This is a genomic window from Micromonospora sp. II (genome assembly GCF_001709195.1).
Classification (GTDB): Bacteria; Actinomycetota; Actinomycetes; order Mycobacteriales; family Micromonosporaceae; genus Micromonospora; species Micromonospora chalcea.
On record NZ_LYXF01000010.1, the window covers coordinates 67,153 to 92,719 of the forward strand.

A 25,567-nucleotide genomic window follows, 5' to 3' on the forward strand; every position below is an offset into this window, starting at 1 on the left:
GCCAGGATCGGACCGTGGCCTACGACGAGGACCTGGCGAACCGCGTACGCGAACGCCTCGGGGGTGAGCCCGGCATCACCGAGCGGCGCATGTTCGGCGGCCTGGCGATGATGCTGCGGGGCAACATGGCGGTGGTGGTGCGCGGCGCGGCCGGCCTGATGGTCCGGGTCGACCCGGCCGAGGCCGACCGAGCGCTCGCCGAGCCCGGCGCCGAGGCGACAGTCATGCGGGACTGGGTGATGCGCGGCTGGGTCACCGTGTCGCCCGCCGCCTGCGAGCGCGACGCCGACCTGGCCCGCTGGGTCGACCGGGGGATCCGCTTCGCGCGTACGCTGCCGGCGAAGTAGCCCGCCGGATATCCGGGTGCGCGCCCGGCCCGGCCCGTCCTACGCTGCGGCCAGTCGGCAGCGGGGGATCGGAGACGACGGATGGCGGTTCACCTCTACGCGGTCAGCATGGACGCGGGCGACCCGCGGCGGCTCGCGCGGTTCTGGTCCGGGGTGCTCGGCCGGGAGATCCTCGACAACCCGCGCGAGGGCGTGGCGCTCGGCGGCGACGCCCACAGCGACGTCCGCATCCGGTTCCTGCCCAGCGACGCGCCGAAGACCGTGCAGAACCGGATCCACTTCGACCTGACCAGCGCGTCGCCGCAGGCCCAGCGGGACACCGTCGACCGGGCGCTGACGCTGGGCGGCCGGCACATCGACATCGGCCAGGGCCCGGACGACGACCAGGTGGTGCTCGCCGACCCGGAGGGCAACGAGTTCTGCGTCATCGGGGCGGGAAACACCTTCCTCGCCGGATGCGGCCCGCTCGGCGCTGTCAACTGCGACGGCACCCGGGCGGCCGGCCTGTTCTGGACCGAGGCGCTGGGCTGGCCGCTGGTCTGGGACCACGGCGAGGAGACAGCGATCCAGTCGCCGCGCGGGGGCGCGAAGGTCACCTGGAGCGGGCCGCCGCTGATGGACGCCGGCGGGCGGGACCGCGTACACCTGGATCTGGTCGCGGCCGGTGACCGGGACGCGGAGATCGACCGGCTGCTGGCGCTCGGCGCGACCCGGGCAGGTACGGGCCGGCACACCGCCGGCGACGTGGTGCTGGCCGACCCGGACGGCACCGAGTTCTGCCTGCTGACGCCCCGCTGAGGCGGGTGCGGCCCGGGGGACCGCACCCGCACCGGTCAGCGCAGCCGCAGGCTCGGCTCCAGCGTGACCTCGAACAGCCGGTCCCACGGCAGCTCGACCCGCACCGCCGTGACCCGGTCCAGCGTCGCGGTGAAGGTCTTACGTCCGCGTACCCCGAGCACCAGCTCGTGCCCGGCGAAGTGGTCGGCGAAGTACCGCTCGGTCAGCGGCACCAGCCGGTCGCGTACCCAGCCGTCGAAGTAGCGCTTCTGCTCGGCGGTCAGCGCCAGCGGATCCCAGCCCTGCGCGCGGGCGTGCGCGTACGCCTCGACCTGCACCACGTTCTTCCACGGGTCGTCCTTGACGAACCGGTAGAGCAGGTACTCGGCGTGCGCCTGGGCCGGCCCGCGCAGCTCCGGTACGCCGAAGCCGCTGCCGGAGGAACGCAGGTACGCCCACCGCGCGGTGCCGTGCGCGAGCGCCAGCCCGAGCGCGTTGCCGCCGGTGTTCCACCCCGAGTACGACAGCAGCGCCGGCAGGTCCAGATGGGCCTCCATCCGGGACACCAGGTCGTGGTCGCCCTTGTTGACGATCAGCGGGTCCACCACGATCACCTGGGTGCCGGCGGCCAGCAGTTCGCCGATGCGGCCGACGAACGCGTCCAGGTCGGCGGCCCGCTGCCCGGCCGCCGCCGACGGGGTGTTCACCGCGAGGACGATGTCCGCGTCGCCGGTGACCACCCGGCCGCCCACCGAGGTGACGTGCCGGCGGATGTTCTCCGCGAACGGGATGCCCTCCAGGGCGGCGGTCCAGCCCTCGCCGGACACCCCGGCGTACTCCACCCGGTAGGTGGGCGCGGCGCCGGCCGCGACGACGCGCGCGACGAGCAGCGCGTTGACCTCGTCGGCGCCGGGGAAGATCTCCACCCGGTCGCCGACGCCGAGCCGCGCTACCAGCGCCTCCAGCTCGACCCGCTCGGCGCGGGCCAGGCCGACCGGCGCGGTGTCGTCCTCGGAGAGCACCAGGTGGCTGATCGTCCCGTCCGCGACCCACTCCACCATCAGCCGGTTGACCTGGTGGTTGCGTGCCCGCGCGGCCAGGTAGTCCTCGACCACGGCGTCCGGGATGCGCGCCCGCACGGCGTCGAGCTGGCCCCGCAGCGCCTCCTGGCCCAGGTTGACCACCTGGTCGTACAGCTTTGCCCACTGGACCAGCAGGTCACGGTAGTTGTCCAGGTCGGTGCCGGTGCTGGTGATGGCGAGCCGCTGGATCGTGTCGTGCACCTCGATCACCGCGTCGGACCGGCGTGCGCGCAGCCGCCGGATCGCCTCCAGGTTGCGCAACGCGTCGGCCAGGGCCGGAGCGGCGGTACGCGAGGCGATCAGGCCCCCGTACGCCAGCATGCTCACCGAGATCACGTACCCGTCGACGCGGTCGGTGCCGTCGAGCCAGCGGGCGATGCCGGCGCCGTCACCGGGGGTGAAGAAACGGCCCAGCAGGTTCCGCGGCGGCAGCAGCACCTCGGCGTCGGCGCTCGCACCGGTCATCTCCGCGCAGTACGTGTTGACCGGCCGGTCGTCCAGCGGCACCAGCGCCACGCTCGGTCGCCGGCCGGCGGGCCGGGCGAACGCGGGGCCGCCGAGGGCGACGGTGGCCAGGCCGGCCGCGCCGGTGGCCGCAAGAAGGGTTCTTCTCTTCATCGATGCTCCCTTTTCTCCGGCGCGCTCGCCGCCCGGGGGGTGGCCGGTACCAGCCGGCGGGTGATCCACAGCGGTGAGGTGACGGCGTTGCCCATCACCACCGCGTGGGCGCCCGCCTCGAAGGCCCGGCTGATCTGCTCCGTGGTCCGGTAGCGCCCTTCGGCGATCACCGGCACGGGCAGCAGCGCGGCGAGTCGCGCCACGAGCCCGAGGTCGGGCCCGTCGATCGGTGGGCCGGCCGGCGTGTAGCCGGACAGCGTGGTGGCGACCGCGTCCGCGCCGGCCTCGACGGCGGCGACGCCCTCGGCCACCGTGGCGACGTCGGCCAGGACCAGCGCGTCGCTCTGTTCGTGGACCGCGCGGACGGTGTCGGCGAAGGTCCGGCCGTCGGGCCGGGGACGGTCGGTGGCGTCCACCGCGACGACGTGCGACCCGGCCCGCGCCGCTTCGAGGGCGTGCCCGGCGGTCGGGGTGATGAACACGCCCTGCGTGCCGTGCTTGTACAACCCGATCACCGGCACGTCGACGGCGGCGCGTACGGCCCGCACGTCGTCGGGGCCGTTGACCCGGACCGCCACCGCGCCGCCGCGGACCACGGCGGCCGCCACGCGGGCCTGGACGTACGGGTCGCGCATCGGGTCGTCCGGGTCGTCGGGCAGGGGCTGGCAGGACACGACCAGCCCGCCGGCGAGTTCGTCCAGGACACTCACGTGCTTGTTCCTCCGTCGTGGTGGATCGGTGCGGTGGCGAGCCGGGCGGCGCCGACCACCACCGCGTCGGCGCCCAGCGCCGCCGGAAGCAGCGGCACGTGCGCCCAGCCGCCGGGTAGCTCCGCCCGGTAGGCGGCCGTGGCGGCGGGAAGCAGCGTGGCGGCGGCGCCGCCGGCGACCACCACCGCATCCGGGTCGAGCAGGGCGACCAGCCCGGCCAGGGCCGCGCCGAGCGCGGCGCCGGCCCGGTCGACGACCTGCCGGGCGGTCGCGTCACCGGCCGCCGCGCGCCGCGCCACCTCCCGGCCGGTGACCGGGTCACCGCCGGTGAGCGCATACGCGGCGGCCAGGCCGGTGCCGGAGGCGATCGCCTCCAGGTGCCCGTACCGGCCGCAGCCGCAGCGCAGCCGGTGCGCGCCCGGTGCCGGCAGGTGCCCGAGCTGGCCGGCCGCGCCCCGGGCGCCGCCCTCGCCCCGCCCGTCGTTGACGATCGCGCCGCCCAGCCCGGTGCCGACGGCGGCCAGCAGCACGTGCCCCCGGCCCCGTCCGGCTCCGGCCCAGCACTCGCCCAGCGCCGCCGCGGCGACGTCGTTGGTAACGCGCACCGGCCGGCCCAGCCGCGCGGCCAGCTCGTCGGCCACCGGGGTGCCGGCCCACCCGGGCAGGCTGTCGGTGGCGTACCGGATGGCGCCGGTCGCCGGGTCGACGGTGCCCGCGGTGCCCACCCCGACCGGTCCGGGGCCGGCGGCGGCGAGCAGGTCCGCGGCCAGGCCGGCGGCGGTGTCCAGCACCGCGGCCGGCCCGCCGCGCGCGGGGGTGGGCGCCTCGCGGCGGTCGAGCACCCGCGCACCGGGACCGACGAGGGCGGCGGCGGTCTTGGTGCCGCCGATGTCGATCCCGACGACCGGCTCGGTCATCCCTTCAGACCGGTGTGCGCGAGGCCCTCGACGAACTGCTTCTGCGCGATGACGAACACCGCCAGCACCGGCAGCGCGGTCATCGACGCCGCCGCGAGCTGGACGTCCCACATCGGACCGCCGTACGCGTCGACGAACTGGGTGAGCGCCTGCGGCAGGGTGAACTTGTCCGGCGAGGAGAGGAACACGATCGGTTCCAGGTACAGGTTCCAGCTGTGCAGGAACGTGAAGATGGCCACCGCGCCGAGCGCGGGCCGGGACAGCGGCAGCGCGATCTTCCAGAACGTGGCGAAGCGTCCCAGCCCGTCGACCCGCGCCGCCTCCTCCAGCTCACCGGGGAGGCTGATGAAGAACTGCCGCATGATGAACGTGGCCAGCACGCTCGGCGCCCCGAAGATCGGCACCAGGATCAACGGCCAGTGGGTGTCGATCAGGTCGAGCTTGAAGAACATCTGGAACAGCGGCACGATCGTCACCTCGCTCGGGATGAGCAGGCCCGCGAGGACGACCAGGAACAGCACGTTCTGTCCCCGGAACCGGATCCGCGCGAACGCGTACCCGGCCAGCGACGCCACGGCGAGCGTGCCGACGGTGACCAGCAGCGCGATGTAGAGGCTGTTCAGGTACTGCTGCCCGAACGGCTGCAGCTCGAACACCCGCTGGTACGCGTCCAGCCGCGGATCGGTCGGCAGCAGCTGCGGCGGGAAGGAGAAGATGTCCGCCACCGGCTTCAGCGACGAGGTGACCATCCACCAGGTGGGGAACACGAACGGGACGGCCAGGACCATCAGCACCCCGTAGAGCACCAGCTTGGTCCGCCGGGACAGGTCACGATTCATGGAAGACCCACCTCTTGCGCATCTGCCACTGCAGCACCGTCAGCGCGAGCACGATGACGAACAGCAGGATCGACAGCGTGGCGCCGTAGCCGAAGTGATGGAACTGGAAGGCCTGCTGGTAGAGGTAGTAGACGAGCACCGTGGTCGAGGTGCCGGGTCCACCCTGGGTCAGCACCGCGATCTGCGCGAACACCTGCAGCGAGCCGACCACCGTGATGATCGACGTGAGCATGATCGTCGGGCTGATCAGCGGCACGGTGATCCGCCAGAACTGGCGCAGCCGGCTCGCGCCGTCGACCTCGGCGGCCTCGTACAGCTCGGCCGGCACGCCCTGCAGGGCGGCCAGGAACAGCACCATGTTCAGGCCGACGTTCTTGAACACCTGCACGACGATCACCGACAGCATCGCCGTGCCCTCGCCGCGCAGCCAGTTGGGGCCGTCGACGCCGATCGTGTCGAGCAGGCCGTTGATGCCGCCGTTGTCCTGCAGCAGGAAGCCCCAGACGATGGTCCACGCGACGAGCGAGACCACCACGGGGGAGAAGAACAGGGTGCGGAACACGATGGTCCCGCGCAGCTTCTGGTTGAGCAGGACGGCCAGCAGCAACGCCAGGCCGAGGTTGAACACGACCAGGCCGACCGAGAACAGGCCGGTCGACCGCAGCACCGGGCCCAGGTTGGGGTCGTCGGCCAGCGCGGCGTAGTTGTCGGTGCCGATGTAGTCGAAGCTGCCGGCCAGCACGTTCCACTCGTGCAGGCTGTACCAGACCACGAGGACCAGCGGCAGGATCACGAAGACCACGCTGCCGAGCAACTGCGGGGTGATGAACAGGTATCCGGTGAGCTGGTCCCGGCGGCGGGTGGTCCAGAACGGCCGGGCCCGGCCCGGGGCGGGCCCGGCAGCAGCCGGGCCCACCCTGGTGTCCGTCTGGGTCATGATCCTCGGCCCTACTTCGCCAGCAGCGGCTGGATCTTGGAGCAGACGCCGTCGAGTACGCCCTTGACGTCCGCGTCCGCCTTCCACAGCGGGTCGAGCGCGGCGCGCACCTGCTGGCTCAGCTCGGCCTGCCCGGAGTGGCTGGGCTTGACCGTGCCGTTGGTGATGCCGTCGATGACGACCTTCTGCAGCTGCTCCGGCTTGAGCTTCGGGTTCGTCTTCGCCAGCGTCTCGGCGGTCAGCTGGGACTGCCGCGGCGGCGGGAAGAACTGGGCCAGCTTCGCCGAGTTGGTGGGGTTGGTGAAGAAGGCCAGGAAGTCGGCGGCCTGCTCGGCGTGCGGGCTCTTCTTCATCACGCCGATGCCGGCCTGGCCGACCACCGCGTACGGGCCCTTCGGACCGGCCGGCAGCGGGACCAGGTCCCAGTCGAAGCCGTTCTCCTTCAGCAGCGAGGCGCGGGAGATCTGGGTGACGGTCATGGCCGCGTCACCGGCGAAGAAGTCGGCGGTCGTGCCCGGACCGGGCAGCGCCTTGCCGGTGAAGATCGCCTTGTGCAGCGTGGTCATCGCCTCGACCATCTCCGGGCTGTTGAACCCGCAGCTGCGGCCGTCCTCGCTCCACGCCTGGGCGCCCCAGCCGGTCCAGAACGTGGCCAGGTTGTCCCAGCCCTTGTAGTCGAAGTCGCGGACCACGAGCCCGGCCTTGCCCGACTTCGCGGCGGTGGTGCCGGCCGCGGCGAGCGCGGTGTCCCAGTTCCACTGCCCGGCCGCGATCAGCTCGGCCGGGGTCTTCTGCCCGGCCTTCTTGAGCATGTCGTTGTTGACGAACACGCCGAACGGCGAGGTCGAGAACGGGTACGCGAAGAGCTTCCCGTCGTTGCGCCACAGCTTCAGCGTGGCGGGGGACAGGTCGTCGTACTGGTAGCCGTCGGCCTTCTTCAGCGTGTCGTCGAGCGGGCTCAGCGCGCCGGAGGCGACGAAGTCCGGAGCCGAGTTCTCGAAGATCCACGCGAGGTCCGGCGCGTTGCCGCCGGCGATCTGCGTGGTGAGCGTCGTGGTGTAGTTCTCGAACGGCAGCGGATCGAACTTGATCTCCGCGACGTCCGGGTTGTTCTTGCGGTACTCGTCGGCGATCTCGTTGAACAGCTTGAGGTGCGCCTCGTTCGCCGACCAGACGGTCATCCGCAGGCTCGCCGGACCGTCGTCCTTGGCGTCGCCGCCACCGCCGCAGGCGGTCAGGGCGAGCACACCGGTCATGGTCGCCGCGACCAGGCCGGACAGTCTTCCGTATCTCACTTTCTTTCTCCTCACCGGGGGTTCAGTAGCCCGCGATCTGCGGCCAGCGGCATTCCACGCCGGCGGCCGAGATGCGGTCCGTGAATTCGGCCAGCAGGCGGGGGGTGCCGCGGACCGCGCGCGGGGACTCGCCCCGCGCAAGGCAGAAGTCGGCCAGCAGGCCGGCGACCTCACCGACGTTCCACTCGACCGGGTGCAGTCGGTAGCTGCCGTTGGTGATGTGCGTGGTACCGATGTTCTTGCCGGCCGGCAGCAGGTTCTCCATCCGCTGCGGGATGAGCGCGCCGAGCGGGATCTCGAACGGGCAGGAGCCGACGTCGATGTAGTTGTCGCCGCCGGTCGACGGGTGCAGGTCGATGCGGTACATGCCGACACCGATCGAGTCGGGGTAGCTCACCGCGCCGTGCTCGCCGCGTACCGCCAGGGAGAGGTCCTGCTCGACCACCGTGTACTCGGCGCGGATGCGGCGCGACTCCCGGATGTAGGGCGCCTGCGCCAGCCCGTCGGGGCTGCCGGTCACGTCGCCGCGCAGCCGCAGCCCCGGGTAGCCGGTGCCGCCGTCGGGACGGGGCGCCTCGGTCTGCAGCCAGTACAGGACGGAGTACGACAGCTCGCGCGCCTGGGACAGGTGCCAGGACGCGTTCGGCACGTCGATGACCGGGCCCTCGAAGTAGTCGATCATCGGCCAGTTGACGAGCGTGATGTCGCTGCCGTACGCGCCGTCGACGAAGTTGCGCCGCGCCGCGATGCGCCGGAACGTCCACAGGTTGCCGTCGCCCGGGTTGAGCCGCTGGTCGGCGTTGACGCCCAGCGGGTCGTCGTCCGGGTTCGGCGTGAAGCTGCGCTCGACGATCTCCAGCGTGCGCGGGTGGGGTGACCGCCAGGACAGCAGCCGGTCACCCCAGAAGTCCGGCTTGTAGTCGCGCCAGAAGTCGTACCCGGCGGGCCGGTCGATGGTGTGGTCGCCGTCGACGTGGTCCAGCGCGAAGCAGACGGACACCGCCTGCATGTTCAGCGGCTGCGCCTGCGCCGGCGCGCTCGGCTCACCGGTCTGCGCCTGCGACTCGAACCCGGTCACGTACTCGGTGCCGGTCAGTGGCAGCAGCTCACCGGTCTCGGTGGCGTCCAGGACGTACGGCGCCTCCACCTCGATCCGCTCGTCGCGGTCCCGGTGGGCGAGCGTGACGCCGGTGACCCGGTCGCCGTCGGTCTCGGCCGCGACCGGCCGGTACGGCTGCAGCACCGTCAGCCGCCCGGACCCCCGGTACGGCGCGAGCATCTGCTCCAGGACCGCGACCGCCACCCGGGGCTCGTGGCAGAGCCGGCTCACCCAGCCCGCGCCCGGGTTCAGGTCGGTCCACGCCCGGGACCGCTCGGTCAGCGGGTAGTGGCGGCGGTAGTAGTCGCGGATGCCGTCGCGCAACTCCCGGTAGCTCGCGGTGGCGCCGAACTGCTCGATCCAGGAGTGCTCGTCCGGCGGGACCGCCTGGCTGGTGAGCTGCCCGCCGAGCCAGTCGAACTCCTCGGTCAGGATGACGGACCGGCCGGCACGGGCCGCGGCCAGCGCCGCGGCGACACCGCCCAGTCCGCCCCCGACGACGAGGACGTCCGCACGCATAAGTACCACTTGCTTCCTTCCAGTTGCGCGGCCGGGCGTGTCAGCGCCGGTCGGCCGCCGATCCAGGGACGCCGAGGGTGTCGCCCTCGACGAGTTCGCAGGGCAGGAGCCGTTGCTGGAGGCCGCCGGCGCTGCCGTCGATGACGCCGGTCAACACCTCGACGGCCTGGCGGCCCATCTCCTCGCGCGGGATGCGGAACCCGGTGAACGTGATGTCCGTGGGCACCGGGACGGTCGGGTCGCCGAGGGTCACGACGGACAGGTCACCGGGCACCGTCAGCCCCTTGCGGCGGGCGGACGCCTCCAGCGCCACGGCGGTGGCGAAGTCCTCCACGAAGGCGACGGTGCTGCCGTCGGCCCGCAGGTCGTCCACTGTGGCGTCGGCGGTCTCCGCCGTCGCGGTGATCTGGCGGGCGCTGTCCGCGCCGGCCGCGCCGGCGTGGAAACCGCTGCGCCGGTCGTGCGAGGACTCGGCCGAGGTGCCCATGCCCACGTACGTCAGGCGCCGGTGCCCCAGCTCCACCGCCCGCTCGGCCAGCCGGTGGACCGCGCTGGCGTAGTCGGCGCCGACGTAGGGCACCGGGCCGCCGGCGTCGTCGCGGCGCCCGACGGCGACGTAGGGGAACCCGTCGCGGTTGAGCCGGAGCAGCTCCGCGCCGTCGATCTCCCGGCCGAGCAGGATGCAGCCGTCGGCCAGCCGCAGCCGGTTGTCCTGGTGGAAGATGCGCCGCCGGCCGTCCACCACCGGGGCGCTGGTGAACAGCAGCAGGTCGCAGCCGACCCGTTCGGCGTACTCCTCGATGCCGAGCAGGAACGGGTGGAAGAAGTCCCGGCTGCCGCTGGGGAAGGCCGGCTCGTAGGTGAAGACGCCGATGATCCGGTTGAACCCGGAGGCGAGGCGGCGGGCGGCCGGGTCGGCGGCGTATCCCGTCTCGGCGATGACCTGCAAGACCCGGTCCCGTGTCTCCGGCGCGATCCGGACGTCGGCGTCGGTGCGGTTGTTGAGCACCAGCGACACGGTCGCCTGGCTGACGCCGGCCATGCGTGCGATGTCACGCTGGGTGACACGCCTGGGGGGAGGGGTCACGTCGGTCCTTCCACTTCCGCTAATGCGTATTAGCGATCGGGTCGGGATGGAGCCTCTCTGCTCTCCCGGCGTCCTGTCAAGGGGTGGCCGGAAGATTTCCGTTCGATGAACTCCCTGATGTAATGCGGATTAGCAACCGTGCCCGCCGCTGCCCTGCGGTTGATCGGGCGGGAATCTTGACAAGGGCCGACCGGGCGCGCGACAGTAGGCGGACCTCCGCGCTAATGCGCATTAGCGTGTCGTCGATCGTCCGCACGGATGATCGACGACGCTTGCTTCCCTACCCAGGGTGATGCCGGGTGCGGCCTCTGCCCGCCGCCACCCCGGGCATTACCGTTCTCATCGGACGGTCGTGGCGCCGTCGCGGCGTGGGCTGGACGGCCCGGCTGATCCGGGCCCGGGCGGCCACCGCCCGCCCGGTACGCGCCGAGGCGGGCTGACCTACACCTGGATGTCGAAGCGCTGCAGCACCGAGGGCGCGACCAGCCCCACCGCGGCCAGGACGGACAGGATCGTCATCGCGGTGCGCAGCACCACCGTCTCGGCCTTGCTGCCGGTACGCAGAGCGATCTTGTTGGGCAGGCCGATCATCGTCCACATCCGGCGTTTGATCGGGATGGGCCACAGGATCGGCACCCCGGCCCGGGTGATCATGTCGCCGAGGATGTGCACGAAACAGCCCACGCCGACGGCGAGGCCGATCATCGGATAGCCCCGGTCGCCGGGCAGGTTGGCGAACGTGAACCAGGCCGCGGCGGCGGACACCAGCGTGACCACCACCCAGCCCGCGCGCTCGGCCCACTTGTCGAACAGCCCGCGCAGCGCCAGGCCGATCATGAAGAAGAGGATTCCGACGACGGCCCACTTGCCGTAGTGGGCGCAGAGCGCGGTGGTGCCCCAGCCGACGAGCACGGTGAACGGGATGGTGTGGGTGAGCGTGCGGTGCCCGTTGTTGCGGCGCGGATCCTTGCTGAGCTTGGTGGCGTAGTAGACGCCGAGTGAGATCTTCTCCACCACCTCGGCGACGAAGAGGCTGACCACGCCGAACGTACGGGCCACGGTGGCGCCGCCCTGGTTGCGGGTGACCTTCCCGGACAGGTCGAGGTCGGGGAAGAGCGCACCGCCCGCGCAGACCGCAGTGCCCACCGCCAGCGCCAGCGGTGTCTGGTGGTAGTCCGCGAACTGGGCCATGGCCCAGGAGCCGGTCAGCCACACCGCCGCGCCCGAGAGCGCGTGGGACGGTCCCATCATCTCGGCTCGCCCTTCCCGAAGATCTTGATCCACGAAACTACGCCACTGTAGTCAGCCCGTGCGACAGCGGGGCATCAGCCGGACGGTCCACTGGGGAAGGGGTGCCGCGGACGCGCGACGGCGTACCAGTGCCACCCGGAATTATGGCGGGCCGGGCAGCCGGCGCCACGCCGACTGTCGGTGATGGGACGGGGTGCGGCTCAGCCCGCGGTACGGGTGGGCCGGACCGTGCCGAGGCTCGCCCGGATGACCGCGAACTGCTTCGACGCGTCCGCCCAGTCGGCGTCGGACGTGGTCAGCCCGAGCGTCCACCCGGCCCGCTGACCGGGCAGTACGCGCAACGCACGCATCCGCTCGCCATACGGCGCGGTCCACCGGCACTCCCACTCCGCGCCCGGACCGTCGGCGGCCAGCCGGATCTTCTCGTACTGCGGCAGCCGACCGGCGGAGGTCAGATCCCGCTCGGACGAGCGCAGCCGGCCCACCGGATCCCCACCCGGATACGGCTCGACGCCGAGGATGCGCCGGGTGGCCGGGTCCTGGAAGCAGGTCGTGTCGCCGGAGCGCAGCTGCAGCCACCCGGCGGGCAGGGCGATGTGGAAGCCGCCGGTGTCGGCGGGCCAGACCCAGCCGGCCGGCACGTTCACCGCCGGGTCCTCGGGAGGTGGGCCCTTGCGGACCGGCGTGCCCGTCACGTCCGGCCGGACGCAGGGGAACGGGGGAGGGGGCACGCCCGGGCCGCCGGGCTGATGATCCCAGGGCCGGGCGACGGCCTCGCCGGACCGGCGCGCCTCCGGATGCTCGTCGGCGCCGTCGGTGACCGCCAGCGCGGTGCCGACGCCGGTCGCCACGGCGAGCAGCACCGCGCCCACGGCGAGCCCCCAGCGTCGCAGCCGCTTCTGATCCTCGGCGTCGAGCGGCCGGTCCGGGGGGCGCGGAACGCCGGTGGGCGGGGGCGGGCCGGCCCGCAGCGCACCGCTGTCGGCGGGGCCGCTGTGGGCGACCGGGGCCGGGCGGGCGACCGGCGCCGCGTCCGGGCCGGGGATGCGCACCGGGCTCAGCGCGTCGGCGCGGGGCGCGGACTCGGGGCCGGTCGGGCTCCCCGGGTCGACGAAGCTGGTGAGGACCGTCGGGCCGAGGCTGACCGGACCCGAGCGGTCCGGGGCCGCCCGGGGCGGCTCCGCCGGCGTGGTCGCGGGGGACTCCGCCCGCTTCAATTCGTCGGACCGGTCCCGCTGCGGCGGCTCCGGGCGGGGGCGCGGCGGTGGCTCGGGTCGGTCCGCCGAGCCCACGGGGCCGGACCGCTCGGCGCCGTCGCGCGGCGCGGGCCGGCCGGAGCGGGCGGCCGTGCCGGAAGGGCCGGACCGGCCGGACTCGCCGGAGCGCTCCGGCAGGTCGGCGGAGTCGGACGGACCGCCCGGCGGTGGCGCCCGGTCACCCTCGGGGGGCGGCGCCCACTCGCTGCGCTTCGCCGCCCGGCTCCAGGCGCGGGCGGCGGCGGCCGGCGGCATCAGGTCCGGGTACACGACGCCCGCCGCCGCAGCCGCCGGCTCGTCACCGGCGCCCGCGCCCGGGGGACGTCCCCGAGCGTCGCCCTCGCGCCCGGCGGCCGGCCGATCGGACGGTACGGCGGACCGGCCCGCGGACCCGCCGGCCGCCGTCGCGTCGGCGTCCGACACCGCGGCCACGCCGAGCAGGCGGGCGGTCTCGTGGTGGCCGAGCCGGGCGCGCGGGTCTCGCCGCAGCAGCCCGGCCAGCACCGGCGTCAGCGGGCCGGCGTGCGGCGCCGGGTCGGGCGGCCGGGTGGCGAGCGCGGCGAGCGTGGCCATGGCGGTGCTGCGGGCGTACGGCGAGCGGCCCTCCACGGCGGCGTGCAGCGTGGCGCCGAGCGACCACATGTCCGCCTCGACGCTGGACACGCCCTCGGCGGCCCGCTCCGGCGCCACGTACTGGGGGGAGCCGAGGACCAGGCCGGGGCGGGTCATGGCGCCGTCGCCGCCCTGGAACACGGCCAGCCCGAAGTCGGTGAGCAGCACCCGGCCGTCCCGGGCGAGCAGCACGTTCGCGGGTTTCACGTCCCGGTGCAGCACCCCGGCGTCGTGCGCGGCGCGCAGCCCGGCGAGCACCGCCAGCCCGATCTCGGCGGCCCGCCCGGGCGGCAGCGGCCCGTCGGTCTCGATGATCTCCTGGAGGGAGCGGGACGGGACGTACTCCATGACCAGCCAGGGGTCGCCCTCGACCCGGACCACGTCGTAGACGCGGACCACGTTGGGATGGTTGAGCCGCGCGGACGTCCGCGCTTCGCGCAGCGTACGGGCGCGCAGCTCGTCCCGCTCGTTCTCGGCGAGCCAGTTCGGCGGCACGACCTGCTTCACCGCGACCTCGCGATGCAGCTCCTCGTCGCGCGCCCGCCAGACCTGGCCCATCCCGCCCCGGCCGACCAGGTCGAGCAGGCGGTACCGTCCGGCGATCACTACGTCCCGCACCGCACTCCTCACCGCTGGTCAGTGGTCCACAATAGCCAACGGATCGGACGGTACCTATCGCACGGCGAGACGTCATGCCCTAACTGGCCGTACCGGCGAGCAGATTCCCTTCCGGAATGGTGATCGCGGACCGGTCCCGGGCCAGCAGGGCGGTTGCCCGGCGGGCCTGGAACCCGTCGTGGTCGCGGCGCGCGGCGGCGTAGCTGCCCGCGGTGCGGGCGGCGATCGCGGACCAGGCGTACCGCTGCGTGACCATGGTCCGGGCCCGGCGCGCCACCCGGCGGGCGAACACCTCGTCGGCGAGCAGCCGGTCCACGGCGCCGGCCAGCGCGTCCGGGTCGCCGTGCGGGAACGTCACCCCGGTCACCCCCGGCTCGACGATCTCGGCCAGCCCGCCGGTACGCGCCACCGCCAGCGGCGCGCCGGCGGCCGCCGCCTCCAGCGCGATCATGCCGAACGGCTCGTAGAGGCTGGGGATCACGGTGGCGTCGGTGGCGGCGAGCACCGCGGGCAGCTGGGTGGAGTCCATGAAGCCGGCGAACCGGACCGTGTCGCCCAGCCGCAGCCGCCGCGCCTGGTCGACCAGCTCGTCCTTGTACGGCCCGTCCCCGGCGATCACCACGCGCAGGCCGGGGTGCCGGTCGGCCAGGCGCGGCACCGCGTGCACCAGGTGCTGCACGCCCTTCTCGTAGACCAGGCGGCCGGCGTACCCGACCAGCGGCCCGTCCGCGGCGAAGCGGGCCCGGGCGGAGGCGACCGCCTGCGGCCGGGCCCGCCAGGCCCGGTCGTCGACGCCGTTGGCGACCACGTCGATGCGCCCGGACGGTACGCCGAACAGCCGGGCGACCTGCTCGCGCATGTACCCGGAGCAGGCGATCACCCGCCCGGAGGCGTTGCTCAGCCAGTGCTCGACGCCGTGGATGGTGCGGTTCATCTCCTCCGGCAGCCAGCCCTGGTGCCGCCCGGCCTCGGTGGCGTGGATGGTGGTCACCAGCGGCACGTCCAGGTGTTCGGCAAGCGTGACGGCGGTGTGCGCGACGAGCCAGTCGTGGGCGTGGATCACGTCGTAGGCGCCGGAGGAGGCGGCGCGCAGCGCGGCCCGCGTCAGCGTGTGGTTGAACGCCATGGTCCAGGCCAGCAGCGAGCCGGTGGCGAGCGGGAACCGGACCGGATCCTCGGCGGCGCGGACGACGCGCACGCCCTCGGCGTACTCCTCCAGCGGGGCGCCCTCGGCGTGGCGGGTGACGACTGTGACCTCGTGCCCGGCGGCGGCCAGCGCGACGGACAGCGCGTGGACGTGGCGGCCGAGGCCACCGACGAGCACCGGCGGGTACTCCCAGGAGAGCAGCAGCACCCGCAGGCGCCGGGCGGGCTGGATGTCGATCACTTCGGCGTCAGCTGACACGCGGCCCCCTTTGAGTTGTGGCGTCCCCACCCCGGCGGCGGCGTCGCCGCGGTGTCCGGTGGGGTCGGCACCCATCCTGCCGAGGGGTCGATAACCGGCGGCGACGCGCCGGTTGCCGGTCTGTAACGCGTTACCGGCGTGTCCGCCGCGCGCGCAGCAGCTCGGCCACCGACCACGCCTGGAACGGGCAGCCGGTGGCCGCGTGCGGGGCGTCGCCGTCGGCGGTCTCGCTCACCGAGCCCAGGCCGTCCTCGGCGAGGTGGCCCTCCAGGCCGACCAGCAGGTCGTCGGTGGGCAGCCCGGCCCGGCGGTACGCGTCCAGCAGCGGACCGGTCAGCCACGGCCACACGGTGCCCTGGTGGTAGGCGGAGTCCCGCTCGGCCGGCCCGCCCCGGTGCCGTCCGGTCCAGCCGGGGGAGCCCGGGGCGAGGCTGCGCGGGCCGAGCGGGGTGAACAGCGCCTCGGTGATCCGGCGCAGCGTGGCCTCGTCCGGCTCCAGCGGCGCGTACGGCAGCGACCAGGCGAGCAGCTGGTTGGGGCGCAGCAGGTCGTCGTCGTGGTGCGTGGCCCCGCCCAGCGGGTACGCCGGCGCCGGGGCGTCCACCACGTCGTACAGCCAGCCGGCCGGGGCGGGGAACCGCTCCCGGAACGCGGCGGCGGCCCGCCGGTGCAGCGCGTGCAGCGCCGAGGCGTCGCGTCCGGCCAGCTCGGTCAGCTCGACGAGCCCGGCCAGCCCGTTGATCCACAGCGCGTTCACCTCGACCGGCTTGCCGGTACGCGGGGTCACCGGCACCCCGTACACCCGGGCGTCCATCCAGGTGAGCGCGACGTCCGGCGGGCCGCCCTGGGTCAGCAGCCCGTCGGCCGGGTCGACGCCGATGCCGTACCGGGTGCCCGCCACGTGCGCCTCGACCACACCGTGCAGCGCGGGCAGCAGCTCGTCGCCGAGGTCGGTGTCGCCGGTGACGGTGACGTGCCGGCTGACCGCGTGCAGGAACCACAGCGTGCCGTCGACGGTGTTGTGCTCGACCCGGCCGGTGTCGGCGGTGTTCGCCAGCATCCCCTCGGACAGCGTCGCCGCGTACGCCCGCAGCAGGTCCCGGCCCTCGTCGGCCCGGTTCGTGCACAGGAACAGGCCCTCGTAGGAGATCATCGTGTCGCGCGACCAGGCCCCGAACCACGGGTAGCCGGCGACCACGTCCGGGCCGGTGGCGGTGCGTACCACGAACGCGTCGGCGGCGAGCGCGAGCGTCGCCTCGACCGCGTCGCCGGGCTTCGCCGCCGCCGTCACGGCCCGGTTGCGCCGCCGGGTCGACTCGACCACCGCTGTCGCCGGGGGCGGCTCCTCGGCCAGGTCGCCCGCCCAGGCCAGCACCGACACCGTCGCGCCGGGCTCGTCCAGCGCGCCGGTGAACCGGCCCGCGTACCAGAGGTCCTCGTCCGGGTGCAGGCCGCGCTCGGCCTCGGTCCGGTGGCGTACCCCGTGCCACCACTGGCCCTCCGGGGTCCAGTCCGGCCCGGCGAGCCGGTACGCGCCGTCGATCACCGCGCCGCCGGCCGCCGCCTCCAGCCGGGGCGCCGGACCGTCGGCGCGCCGCTCGCCGTGAGCGTCGCGCCAGGTGCACGCCGCCGCGAGGTCGAGCCGCACCGGGCCGCCGGAGATCAACCGGTGTACGACGGCGACGCACGAGCGGCCGTACGTCATGGCGATCTCCCGTTCGATCACCACGTCGCCGACGCGCCACCGCCAGCGCGGCACCCCGTCGGTGAGGTCGAAGCGCTCCAGCAGCTCGAAGCCGCGCGGGTCGACCACGCCGGAGGACCACTCGTGCGCGCCGAGGCGGACCTGCCGCCCCGACGGCAGCGTCACCGCCGGGTCGAGGCTCGCCAGTCCCACCTTTCGGGACGCGGGCGTGTCGCCGGCCACCACGAGCAGCCCGTGATACCGGCGGGTACGCAGCCCGGCGACGGTGCCCATGGCGTATCCGCCGAGGCCGTCGGTGACCAGCCATTCCCGCGTGGCGGCGGCGGACAGCTCACCGCAGACGCGCGGCCCGAAACGGATGTCGATCAACTTTCCTCCACCGGCAGCGAGGTGTGACATGCCACGGCGACAATGGCCGCTGTGGAGAAGTACCCCGGCGGCGTCGAAGATGTGCCAGTGATCACCGACCGGTCGACCTCCGCGTCCCCCGACCCCGAGCGGCACCGGCTCGCCCAGGCCGACGCCGGGGAGCAGGACTGGCGCGCATGGGGCCCCTATCTGTCCGAGCGGGCGTGGGGCACGGTACGTGAGGACTACAGCGAGCACGGCACGGCCTGGGACTACTTCCCCCACGATCACGCGCGGTCCCGAGCCTACCGGTGGAACGAGGACGGCATGGCGGGCGTCTGCGACGACCGGCAGACGTTCTGCTTCGCCCTGGCGCTGTGGAACGGGCGCGACCCGATCCTCAAGGAGCGGATGTTCGGCCTCGGCGGCGACGGCGGCAACCACGGCGAGGACGCCAAGGACTACTGGTGGTACCTCGACAGCACCCCCACGCACTCCTTCATGCGCTGGCGCTACCACTACCCGCAGGCCGCCTTCCCGTACGACGAGCTGGTCGCGGTGAACGCGCTGCGCGGCCGGGACGACACCGAGTACGAGCTGGTCGACACCGGCATCTTCGACGACGACAGGTACTGGGCGGTCACCGTCGACTACGCCAAGGCGTCCCCGACCGACATGTGCGTGGTGATCACCGTGGCGAACCGGGCCGACACCGACGAGACGCTGCACGTGCTGCCCACGCTCTGGTTCCGCAACACCTGGGCGTGGGGGCTGCCCGGCGCCGACCGGGTGCCGAAGCTGGTCGGCACGGGTTCCCGGCTCGTCGGTGAGCACTGGGTGCTCGGGCAGCTGCTGCTGGAAGGCGACGGCGACCCGGTGCCGCTGCTGTGCGACAACGACACGAACGCCGAGCGGCTGTGGGGGCTGCCGGGGCGGTCCGCGTACCCCAAGGACGGCATCAACGACCACGTGGTCAACGGCGCCGCCACCGTCAACCCGGAGCGCACCGGCACCAAGGGCGCGCTGCACTACGTGCTCGACGTGCCGGCCGGCGAGCAGCGGCAGATCCGGCTGCGGCTGACCCGTACCGCGCCGCCCCCGGCGGCCGCGCCGCCCGCCCCGGCCGACCTCGGTGACGGGTTCGACGCCGTGCTCTGGGCACGCCGGGCCGAGGCGAACCGGTTCTTCGACAGCGTGATCCCGGCCGCCGCCACCGCCGACGAGGCGCTGGTCGCCCGCCAGGCCATCGCCGGGCTGATGTGGGGCAAGCAGTTCTACCACTTCGACGTCGAGCGCTGGCTCACCGGCGACCCCGGCTCCACGCCGCCCGCCGGCCGCCGGCACGGGCGCAACAGCGCCTGGTGGCACATGAACAGCTTCGACGTGATCTCCATGCCGGACCCGTGGGAATATCCCTGGTACGCCGCATGGGACCTGGCCTTCCACTGCGTCACCATCGCCCGGGTCGACCCGGGCTTCGCCAAGGAACAGGTCCTCCTGCTGCTGCGCGAGTGGTACCTGCACCCCAACGGGCAGATCCCGGCGTACGAGTGGGCGTTCGGGGACGTGAACCCGCCGGTGCACGCCTGGGCGGCGCTGAAGGTCTTCGAGATCGACGGCTCCCGCGACCACGAGTTCCTCGCCCGGGTCATGCACAAGCTGCTGCTCAACTTCACCTGGTGGGTCAACCGCAAGGACACCGGCGGCAACAACGTCTTCGAGGGCGGCTTCCTCGGGCTGGACAACGTCGGCCCGTTCGACCGCTCGGCCGCGCTGCCGGTCGCCGGGGTGCTGGAGCAGTCCGACGGCACCGGCTGGATGGCCATGTACGCGCTCAACCTGCTCGACATGGCGATCGTGCTGGCCGAGCACGACCGCGCGTACACCGACACCGCCACCAAGTTCTTCGAGCACTTCGCGTACATCGCCGCGGCGGCGTACCACCAGGGGCTCTGGGACGCCGAGGACGCGTTCTTCTACGACGTGCTGCGCCTGGCCGACGGCACGAAGGTGCCGCTGAAGGTCCGCTCGGTGGTCGGGCTGCTGCCGCTCGCAGCCGTCACCCGGCTCACCGCCCGTACCATGCGCCGCCTGCCCGAGCTGGGCGCGCGGCTGCGCTGGTTCCTCACCAACCGCCCGGAGTACGCCGAGGTGATCGGCGGCCGCCGGATCGGCCCCGACGGCCGGCAGCAGCGGCTGCTGTCGATGGTCGCCCCGGACCAGGTGGTGCGGCTGCTGGCCCGGATGCTCGACACCGACGAGTTCCTCTCCGAGTACGGGCTGCGTACGCTGTCCCGCGCCCACCTGGACAAGCCGTTCACCGTCACGCTCGGCGGGCAGGAGTTCAGCGTCGGCTACGAGCCGGCCGAGTCGACCAGCGGCCTGTTCGGCGGCAACTCCAACTGGCGCGGCCCGATCTGGATGCCGACGAACTTCCTGCTGATCAGCGCGCTGCGCGACTACGCCGCGTTCTTCGGCGACGACCTGCAGGTCGAGTACCCGACCCGCTCCGGGGTCAAGCGGACGCTCGACGAGATCGCCGACGACCTGTCCGCGCGGCTGATCTCGCTGTTCACCCGCGACGGGTGGGGACGGCGGCCGATCTACGGCGCCGCGCAGCTGTTCCAGACCCACCCGGACTGGCGCGACCTGATCTGCTTCCCCGAGTACTTCCACGGCGACAACGGCGCCGGGCTGGGCGCCTGGCACCAGACCGGGTGGACCGCGCTGGTCGCCGACCTGATCCTCACGCTGCGCCGCTGACCGTGTGTGCGGGGGCGCGACGGGAGAGCCCGCCGCGCCCCGCACGGTCACGCCAGCGGCAGGAACGCCAGCCGGGCGTGGTACTCGCCGGCCACCGTCACGGTGTCGCTGCCGACCCACAGGCCCCGGTCGGTGGCGTACAGCTCGCCGGTGCCCACCCCGCGGTCCTTCGTCGGGTTCCACGGCAGCGCCTTGCCGGTGACCGGGTGGATCGCCCCGATGCCCGGCCGGGACACCGCGCCCGGACCGGCCGAGTTGCGGCCCTGCGGGTTGTCCAGCCAGCGCTGGTGGCCCCCGACGTAGACGGCCGCGCCGGTCACCGCCACCGACAGCAGCGTGTCGCCGCCGGTGTAGTTGGCCCAGGTGGGCTGCTTGCCGCCGGTGGCCGCACCGAACTCGAAACGCGCCGCGGTGTCGCAGAGCGTGGCCGGGAACGGGCCGCCGGTGGTGACCACCGCGAACCAGGTGCCGTCCGGCGAGATGTCGACGCCGCGCATGTAGACCGGCATCGTCCGCGCGCACTGCGGCTGGTAGCGGTCGGTGGCCCAGCCGGAGAGCGTGGCGCCCGACGCGCTCAGGTCGGCGACGGCGATCTGGTGCCGCGCCACGCCCGCGACGCTGCTGAAGCCGCCGACGAACACCAGCCGCCGGCCGTCGGCGGAGACGTCCAGCGCCTCGATCTTCACCGGCGCGGTGGCGCCGGAGGTGGTCGTGCGGGGACCGGCCAGGTTCAGGTTGACCGACGGGTCGGCGGCTCCGGTGGTGGCGTTCACCGCCGCCAGGGCGCGCCGGGTCACCCCGCCGACGGTCTGGAACGCGCCGCCGACGATCAGCCGGTTGCCGACCAGGCGCATGTCGTTGACCTGGTTGTTCAGCGCCGGCGTGGTGAAACCGGCGACCCGCGCGCCGGTGGCCGCGTCGATCCGGGCCAGCCGGGACGCCGCGGCGCCGTTGACAGTGGTGAACGCGCCGCCGATGTAGAGCGAGCGGCCGTCCGGCGCGGCGGCGAGAGCCTTCACCGCGCCGTTCACCTGCGGCCGGAACGCGGTGTCGATCCGGCCGGTGGTCGCGTCGAGCGCCACCAGGCGGGGCATCGCCAGCTGGGCCGACTGCCCGGCGTTGCGCACCTTGGTGAACGTGCCGGCGACGTACACGCGGTTGCCGATCTGGAGGATGCGGTGCACGGTGCCGTCCAGCGCGTGCGGCGTCCAGTCGACCGGGTTGGTGCCGACGACCGTCGTGTGTGCGGCGTTGACGGCGAGCGCCGGGGATCCCGGCAGCGCCGCGCCCGCCACGGCGAGCGTCGCGGCCACCGCGACGGCCGCGCGCCGCCGGCGCCCGGGTGGATGGTCGGGTGAGATGGTCATGGCCGAAGCATGCCGTCCGACCAGGAATCGCACAGTCGGGTAGCCGCCGGTAACCGGCCGCCGAGCGGATAATCCGCGTGGCCCGACCGGCGACCGGGCAGTACGGTGTGCGAGGTCCGTGAGGGAGGGGAACCCCATGCCGCCGCGCCGGGATGCCGCCGTGCTGGTCTTCGACGCCGACGACACGCTCTGGGAGAACAACGTCCTGTTCGAGCGGGTGATCGACGACTTCCTCACCTGGCTCGACCATCCCACGCTGGACCGGGCCCGCATCCGCGCGGTGCTCGACGACATCGAGCGGGCCAACGCCGTCGCGCACGGCTACGGCAGCAAGGTCTTCCTGCGCAGCCTCGGCGAGTGCCTGGAGAAGCTGCGCGAGCGTCCGGCCACCGACCGGGAGCGCGCCGAGATCGATCAGCTCGCGGCGGCTCTGATCGGGCACCAGGTCGAGCTGATGCCGGGGGTGGCCGAGACGCTCGACGACCTGGCCGGCCGGCACGAGCTGCTGCTGCTGACCAAGGGCGAGCGCGAGGAGCAGCAGCGCAAGCTGGACGCCTGCGGGCTGCTGCACCACTTCCGCGCCGCGCACATCGTGCCGGAGAAGGACGCCGACACGTACCGCTGGCTGGCCCGCGAGCACGCCTTCGACCCGGCCGCCGCCTGGATGATCGGCAACTCCCCGCGCTCGGACATCCTGCCCGCCCGGGCCGCCGGGATGAACGCGGTCTTCATCCCGAACGAGAACACCTGGATCCTGGAGCACGACGAGCTGGACCCGTCCGACTCCCAGGTGATCCGGCTGGCGGCGTTTCCCGACCTGGTCCAGCACTTCTAGGCGGCCGGTAACGTCCGGGAGGTGCCACTCACCTTCCCGTCGCACCTGGCGCCGGTGCTGCCGCTGAAGCTGTGGCGGCCCCGCTGGTTCGACGGGGTGGCGCTGTGCGCCGGTGCGGTGGCGCCGGACGCCGCGTACCTGTTCACCGGCACGCCGCTGGCGCTCGGCATGCGTACACACACGCTCGGCGGGCTGCTCTGGTGGGGGCTGCCGGTCGCGCTCGCGTACGCCTGGGTGGCGCGCCGCGTGGTCGCCGGCGTCGTCGCGCACCTGCCGGGACGGCGGTTCTTCGGCTGGCCCTGGTACGCGACGCTGGCCGCGGTGCGGCATCCCTGGCAGGTGTCGGTCTGCTCGGCGCTCATCGGCGCGTTCAGTCACGTCGCGTGGGACCGGGTCAGCCACAGCGAGCGCCTGCCCCGGCTGTTCGGCGTCACCGACTTCCACGCCCTGACCGGCGTGTACTGGTACCAGTTCGTGGACGTGACGGCCGGGCTCGGCGGCGGGCTGCTGGTGGTCGTCCTGGCCGTGGGGGAGGCCCGCCGGGGACAGCCGGCCCGGGGCGTCGCGCCGCCGCTGCCGGCGGCGAACCCGGCCGTGTTCTGGCGGGTGGCGCTGGCGGTCACCGGGCTCGGCGCGCTGCTGCTGCCCGCGCTGCCGGCGGCGGACGTCGCCGCCCCGGCCGGCGTACGGGCGCTGCACGTGGCCGCGCTGGCGCTCGTCGCCGGGGCCGCCGCGGCCCGGAGCGTCCCGCCGAGGCAGGCCGGGCGCAGTCCGCGTCTCGAAGTCGAACAGCGCGAAACCGGCTGACCCCGTTACGCCGACATGCCGCAATTCCGCATAGACATCAATCACAGGCGCGGCCACCGGTCATCGCTTGTCCGGCCTGCGCGTACGCGCCTAACCTGAGCCGGCGTCCACGCCTCGTCGGGGTGAGACGGGGGCGCACCGGAGTCCGGTGGTAAGAGCACCGTGGAGCTGAGTGCGGGCATACCGGCTCGCCGCGCGGAGCCCGGCGAACGGCGTCGTGCCACGCCTGCCGTGTTCCCACGGCGCAGACCGCTACCCAACCGGACGGCCGGGGTCAGGGCCGGGGAGTTGCGGACCCGGTCCTGACCCGTCCGGCCCCGGAAACAGGCGCCGGAATCGGGTGGGACGCCTCTGGTGCGCGGGCCGGTCACGGAGCGACACTGAGTCATGACTCCTCAGCGCGTACCGCTGCTCGCCGGCCTGGTCGTGCTGCTCGCGGCGGCCTGCACGGCGACCGGCCACGACGGCGCGTCCACGGCGCCCACCCCGACGGCCGCGGCGGCCCCCGCGGCGACCGCGACGGAGGCCACGCCCACCCCGCCCGTGCCGACCGAAGCGGCCTCGACGGGCGGCTCGTGGCGTGTCACCTGGGGCTGGGCCGTGCCCGGTCAGCCGGCCCGGGTCGCCCACCGGGTCCGGGTGCCGGTCACGCCGCCGCCGGGGGAGCCGCTGCCGGTCCTGGTGGCGGTGGACGTCGGCGACCATCCGGCGGAGGGCTTCAGCCGGATCACCTTCGCGTTCCGCGGGCCCACCCCGTCCTATCAGGTCGCCTATGTGCCGCGGGTGGTGACCGAGGGCCGGGGCGCGCCGGTCGCGCTGCCCGGTACCGCGTACCTGTCGGTGCGGTTCGAGCCGGCCCAGGCGCACGACGCGCGCGGCGGCGGAACGGCGGACCTGCCGCCGGCGGCGATCCGCTTCCCGACGCTGCGCGGATGGGCGGTGGCCGGCGACTTCGAGGGGCACCTCAGTTTCGGGCTCGGCCTGCTGCCGCCGGACGGCGGCCGCCTGCCGGTGCGGCTGGGGGAGTCCACCCGCCCGGACGGTACGCACGTCGTGGCCGTGGACGTGCGGCGCAGCTGACGTCGGCGTCAGCGGTCGATGATGTTGTTGTTCTCGTCGATGCCGTGGGTGCGCCAGTAGACGTCCCACTCGTCGTCGACGTGCTGCGGCACCTTGCCCTCCGGGTAGCGCACATACGGCGGGGACGGCTCTTCCCCGTCCGGCACGCAGGAACTACCGCCCTGCGGGCCGACCGCGATCACCGGGTACTCGTCGCTGCCGCAGATGCTCTGCCGCAGGGAACAGCCGGTGGTCGCCATCAGCCCGGCCAGTCCGAGCACGGCAAGAACGATCATGATTCGAGTTCGCACGGGGAGAATTGTCGTCGCCCCGGGCGGACCCGCCATCGGTACGCGTACTCAATTCCAGGGTGCGGCCCGGGCTCAGGTCAGCTCGCCCCGCACGATCGCCACCGCCACCCGGCAGAACTCGTCCATGTCGGGCTGGAAGCCGGCCGCGATGTCCGGGTGCAGGCCGGAGCGGGTCTCGTCGAGCAGGCGGCGGCACACGTCCTCCACCGGCTCGCCCGCGTAGCCGGAGCGGACCCGGTCCGCGGCGGCCTGCAGGGCCGAGGTCAGCTGATCCTCCAGCGGGCCACGCAGCTTCTGCTGCACAGGGTCAAGCCCGCTCGGGTCGAGCGTGACATGTGGCTCCGACATCGGCGCTCCCTTCGTCGGCGTGCGCGGTACCCCACCGCGAACGTCGGTCAAACCATCGTCGGTACGGCCGACACCCGGACCAGGTACGAGAACTCCTCCGCCGGCTCCTCGACGTACGACAGCCGGCGGATCTGCCGGTCGTCGGACCAGAGCGCGACGTCGACCAGCACCCCGAGGTGGGCGAGACCGATGTTGGCGACCCGCTTCTTGTCCTGGAGCACCGCGCACACGCCGCCCAGCAGCGTGCTGGCGTCGGAGGTGCGGTGCCCGGGCGGGCACCGCAGGGTGAGGTCCACCTCCACCGGGCCGGTGAGCGGCGTCCACCCGGTGCGCTGGGCCGCCGTGCAGGCGGCCTGGAGCAGGGTACGGACTCTCGTCGCCTGCCGGTGCCCGGCGGCGAAGATGGACAGGGCCTCGGTCTTGACCGGGGGCAGGCCGCTCACCTCGAACGTCAGGGCGAGAGCGCGGGTGTCCTGCACGACGGCACCTCCTCGGGGCGAATCCTGCCCAACCGGGGAACGAGCGGACGGCACTTTCCCGACAGAACCAACCGATCGGGCGGGCAGTGGGGGACGGCCGGAGGCGTATCGACGTCGACGGCGACGCGCCGGCTACGGAGCCAGCCCCACGCTAATGCACGACCGCTGACGCTCGG

At 73.7% G+C, this 25,567-nt stretch carries 23 protein-coding genes; 7 read left to right on the top strand and 16 right to left on the bottom strand.

What is annotated here, in order from left to right; genetic code table 11:
* The first annotated feature begins 14 nt into the window (after positions 1 to 14).
* Positions 15 to 347 (top strand): TfoX/Sxy family protein, encoded by a 333-nt coding sequence (locus tag A8711_RS06655; RefSeq protein WP_069087729.1) that lies wholly within the window; start codon positions 15 to 17, stop codon positions 345 to 347.
* Positions 348 to 428: 81 nt separating this feature from the next.
* On the top strand, positions 429 to 1,145 hold the full coding sequence (locus A8711_RS06660; RefSeq protein WP_069087730.1) for a VOC family protein: 717 nt from the start codon (positions 429 to 431) through the stop codon (positions 1,143 to 1,145).
* Between the two features lie 35 nt (positions 1,146 to 1,180).
* On the opposite strand, the gene A8711_RS06665 is transcribed toward A8711_RS06660, so the two are convergent.
* From A8711_RS06665 to A8711_RS06700, 8 genes are read right to left on the bottom strand one after another with little or no spacing between them, the layout of a single operon-like run.
* Positions 1,181 to 2,824, bottom strand: a complete 1,644-nt coding sequence (locus A8711_RS06665; protein WP_069087731.1) for a DUF4127 family protein — start codon at positions 2,822 to 2,824, stop codon at positions 1,181 to 1,183.
* A complete protein-coding gene (locus tag A8711_RS06670) occupies positions 2,821 to 3,534 on the bottom strand; it encodes an N-acetylmannosamine-6-phosphate 2-epimerase (RefSeq protein ID WP_043329777.1) in 714 nt (237 codons plus the stop codon). Before A8711_RS06670 ends, A8711_RS06665 begins: the two co-directional genes overlap by 4 nt.
* Positions 3,531 to 4,451, bottom strand: a complete 921-nt coding sequence (locus A8711_RS06675) for an ROK family protein (protein WP_069087732.1) — start codon at positions 4,449 to 4,451, stop codon at positions 3,531 to 3,533. The genes A8711_RS06670 and A8711_RS06675 overlap by 4 nt, the downstream gene beginning before the upstream one ends.
* Positions 4,448 to 5,290, bottom strand: coding sequence for a carbohydrate ABC transporter permease (locus A8711_RS06680; protein ID WP_013287328.1), 843 nt, complete (start codon positions 5,288 to 5,290; stop codon positions 4,448 to 4,450). Before A8711_RS06680 ends, A8711_RS06675 begins: the two co-directional genes overlap by 4 nt.
* Positions 5,280 to 6,227, bottom strand: a complete 948-nt coding sequence (locus A8711_RS06685; protein WP_043329779.1) for a carbohydrate ABC transporter permease — start codon at positions 6,225 to 6,227, stop codon at positions 5,280 to 5,282. The genes A8711_RS06680 and A8711_RS06685 overlap by 11 nt, the downstream gene beginning before the upstream one ends.
* An 11-nt stretch (positions 6,228 to 6,238) precedes the next feature.
* Complete coding sequence (locus A8711_RS06690; protein ID WP_069087733.1) at positions 6,239 to 7,522, bottom strand: ABC transporter substrate-binding protein; 1,284 nt, start codon at positions 7,520 to 7,522, stop codon at positions 6,239 to 6,241.
* Between the two features lie 22 nt (positions 7,523 to 7,544).
* Positions 7,545 to 9,140, bottom strand: coding sequence for an FAD-dependent oxidoreductase (locus tag A8711_RS06695; RefSeq protein WP_043329781.1), 1,596 nt, complete (start codon positions 9,138 to 9,140; stop codon positions 7,545 to 7,547).
* Positions 9,141 to 9,180: 40 nt separating this feature from the next.
* Entirely contained in the window at positions 9,181 to 10,227 is a 1,047-nt protein-coding gene (locus tag A8711_RS06700; protein WP_043329782.1) for a LacI family DNA-binding transcriptional regulator, read from the bottom strand.
* Between the two features lie 299 nt (positions 10,228 to 10,526).
* Between A8711_RS06700 and A8711_RS32385 the strand changes: the two genes are divergently transcribed.
* A complete protein-coding gene (locus A8711_RS32385; protein WP_157538970.1) occupies positions 10,527 to 10,667 on the top strand; it encodes a hypothetical protein in 141 nt (46 codons plus the stop codon).
* 1 nt (position 10,668) lies between these two features.
* Here A8711_RS32385 and A8711_RS06705 read toward each other — a convergent pair whose 3' ends face one another.
* The 4 genes from A8711_RS06705 to A8711_RS06720 all read right to left on the bottom strand — a co-directional run bounded on the left by A8711_RS06705 (position 10,669) and on the right by A8711_RS06720 (position 17,443).
* Positions 10,669 to 11,478 (bottom strand): metal-dependent hydrolase, encoded by an 810-nt coding sequence (locus tag A8711_RS06705; protein ID WP_043329783.1) that lies wholly within the window; start codon positions 11,476 to 11,478, stop codon positions 10,669 to 10,671.
* A 200-nt stretch (positions 11,479 to 11,678) separates the two neighbouring features.
* Positions 11,679 to 13,964: a serine/threonine-protein kinase gene (locus tag A8711_RS06710; protein WP_069087734.1), complete on the bottom strand. Its 2,286-nt coding sequence runs from the start codon at positions 13,962 to 13,964 to the stop codon at positions 11,679 to 11,681.
* Between the two features lie 79 nt (positions 13,965 to 14,043).
* On the bottom strand, positions 14,044 to 15,369 hold the full coding sequence (locus tag A8711_RS06715) for a glycosyltransferase family 4 protein (RefSeq protein WP_199495974.1): 1,326 nt from the start codon (positions 15,367 to 15,369) through the stop codon (positions 14,044 to 14,046).
* A gap of 130 nt (positions 15,370 to 15,499) precedes the next feature.
* On the bottom strand, positions 15,500 to 17,443 hold the full coding sequence (locus A8711_RS06720; RefSeq protein WP_069087736.1) for an amylo-alpha-1,6-glucosidase: 1,944 nt from the start codon (positions 17,441 to 17,443) through the stop codon (positions 15,500 to 15,502).
* 42 nt (positions 17,444 to 17,485) lie between these two features.
* Between A8711_RS06720 and A8711_RS06725 the strand changes: the two genes are divergently transcribed.
* Positions 17,486 to 20,185, top strand: a complete 2,700-nt coding sequence (locus tag A8711_RS06725) for a glucosidase (protein WP_043329786.1) — start codon at positions 17,486 to 17,488, stop codon at positions 20,183 to 20,185.
* Positions 20,186 to 20,232: 47 nt separating this feature from the next.
* Here the strand turns inward: A8711_RS06725 and A8711_RS06730 are convergent, their stop codons facing one another.
* Positions 20,233 to 21,552, bottom strand: coding sequence for a hypothetical protein (locus A8711_RS06730; RefSeq protein WP_233607758.1), 1,320 nt, complete (start codon positions 21,550 to 21,552; stop codon positions 20,233 to 20,235).
* A 136-nt stretch (positions 21,553 to 21,688) separates the two neighbouring features.
* Here A8711_RS06730 and A8711_RS06735 point away from each other — a divergent pair, with 136 nt between their 5' ends.
* From A8711_RS06735 to A8711_RS06745, 3 genes are all read left to right on the top strand, one after another.
* Positions 21,689 to 22,387 carry an HAD family hydrolase gene (locus tag A8711_RS06735; protein WP_064445386.1) on the top strand — a complete coding sequence of 233 codons (699 nt, stop codon included), beginning with the start codon at positions 21,689 to 21,691 and terminating at the stop codon, positions 22,385 to 22,387.
* A 21-nt stretch (positions 22,388 to 22,408) separates the two neighbouring features.
* On the top strand, positions 22,409 to 23,194 hold the full coding sequence (locus A8711_RS06740; RefSeq protein ID WP_069087737.1) for a DUF4184 family protein: 786 nt from the start codon (positions 22,409 to 22,411) through the stop codon (positions 23,192 to 23,194).
* A 387-nt stretch (positions 23,195 to 23,581) separates the two neighbouring features.
* A complete protein-coding gene (locus A8711_RS06745; protein WP_069087738.1) occupies positions 23,582 to 24,274 on the top strand; it encodes a hypothetical protein in 693 nt (230 codons plus the stop codon).
* 8 nt (positions 24,275 to 24,282) lie between these two features.
* Here the strand turns inward: A8711_RS06745 and A8711_RS06750 are convergent, their stop codons facing one another.
* The 3 genes from A8711_RS06750 to A8711_RS06760 all read right to left on the bottom strand — a co-directional run bounded on the left by A8711_RS06750 (position 24,283) and on the right by A8711_RS06760 (position 25,391).
* A complete protein-coding gene (locus A8711_RS06750; RefSeq protein WP_223201390.1) occupies positions 24,283 to 24,564 on the bottom strand; it encodes an SCO0607 family lipoprotein in 282 nt (93 codons plus the stop codon).
* A 72-nt stretch (positions 24,565 to 24,636) separates the two neighbouring features.
* On the bottom strand, positions 24,637 to 24,912 hold the full coding sequence (locus A8711_RS06755; RefSeq protein WP_030500352.1) for a hypothetical protein: 276 nt from the start codon (positions 24,910 to 24,912) through the stop codon (positions 24,637 to 24,639).
* 47 nt (positions 24,913 to 24,959) lie between these two features.
* Positions 24,960 to 25,391 carry a hypothetical protein gene (locus A8711_RS06760; RefSeq protein ID WP_043329796.1) on the bottom strand — a complete coding sequence of 144 codons (432 nt, stop codon included), beginning with the start codon at positions 25,389 to 25,391 and terminating at the stop codon, positions 24,960 to 24,962.
* Positions 25,392 to 25,567: the final 176 nt, after the last annotated feature.

Bases quoted from the DNA above. Each gene is read 5' to 3' on its own strand.
- A8711_RS06660 (WP_069087730.1), top strand. From the start codon at position 429: ATGGCGGTTCACCTCTACGCGGTCAGCATGGACGCGGGCGACCCGCGG.
- A8711_RS06665 (WP_069087731.1), bottom strand. From the start codon at position 2,824: ATGAAGAGAAGAACCCTTCTTGCGGCCACCGGCGCGGCCGGCCTGGCC.
- A8711_RS06675 (WP_069087732.1), bottom strand. From the start codon at position 4,451: ATGACCGAGCCGGTCGTCGGGATCGACATCGGCGGCACCAAGACCGCC.
- A8711_RS06680 (WP_013287328.1), bottom strand. From the start codon at position 5,290: ATGAATCGTGACCTGTCCCGGCGGACCAAGCTGGTGCTCTACGGGGTG.
- A8711_RS06685 (WP_043329779.1), bottom strand. From the start codon at position 6,227: ATGACCCAGACGGACACCAGGGTGGGCCCGGCTGCTGCCGGGCCCGCC.
- A8711_RS06695 (WP_043329781.1), bottom strand. From the start codon at position 9,140: ATGCGTGCGGACGTCCTCGTCGTCGGGGGCGGACTGGGCGGTGTCGCC.
- A8711_RS06705 (WP_043329783.1), bottom strand. From the start codon at position 11,478: ATGATGGGACCGTCCCACGCGCTCTCGGGCGCGGCGGTGTGGCTGACC.
- A8711_RS06725 (WP_043329786.1), top strand. From the start codon at position 17,486: ATGGCCGCTGTGGAGAAGTACCCCGGCGGCGTCGAAGATGTGCCAGTG.
- A8711_RS06730 (WP_233607758.1), bottom strand. From the start codon at position 21,552: ATGACCATCTCACCCGACCATCCACCCGGGCGCCGGCGGCGCGCGGCC.
- A8711_RS06735 (WP_064445386.1), top strand. From the start codon at position 21,689: ATGCCGCCGCGCCGGGATGCCGCCGTGCTGGTCTTCGACGCCGACGAC.
- A8711_RS06745 (WP_069087738.1), top strand. From the start codon at position 23,582: ATGACTCCTCAGCGCGTACCGCTGCTCGCCGGCCTGGTCGTGCTGCTC.
- A8711_RS06755 (WP_030500352.1), bottom strand. From the start codon at position 24,912: ATGTCGGAGCCACATGTCACGCTCGACCCGAGCGGGCTTGACCCTGTG.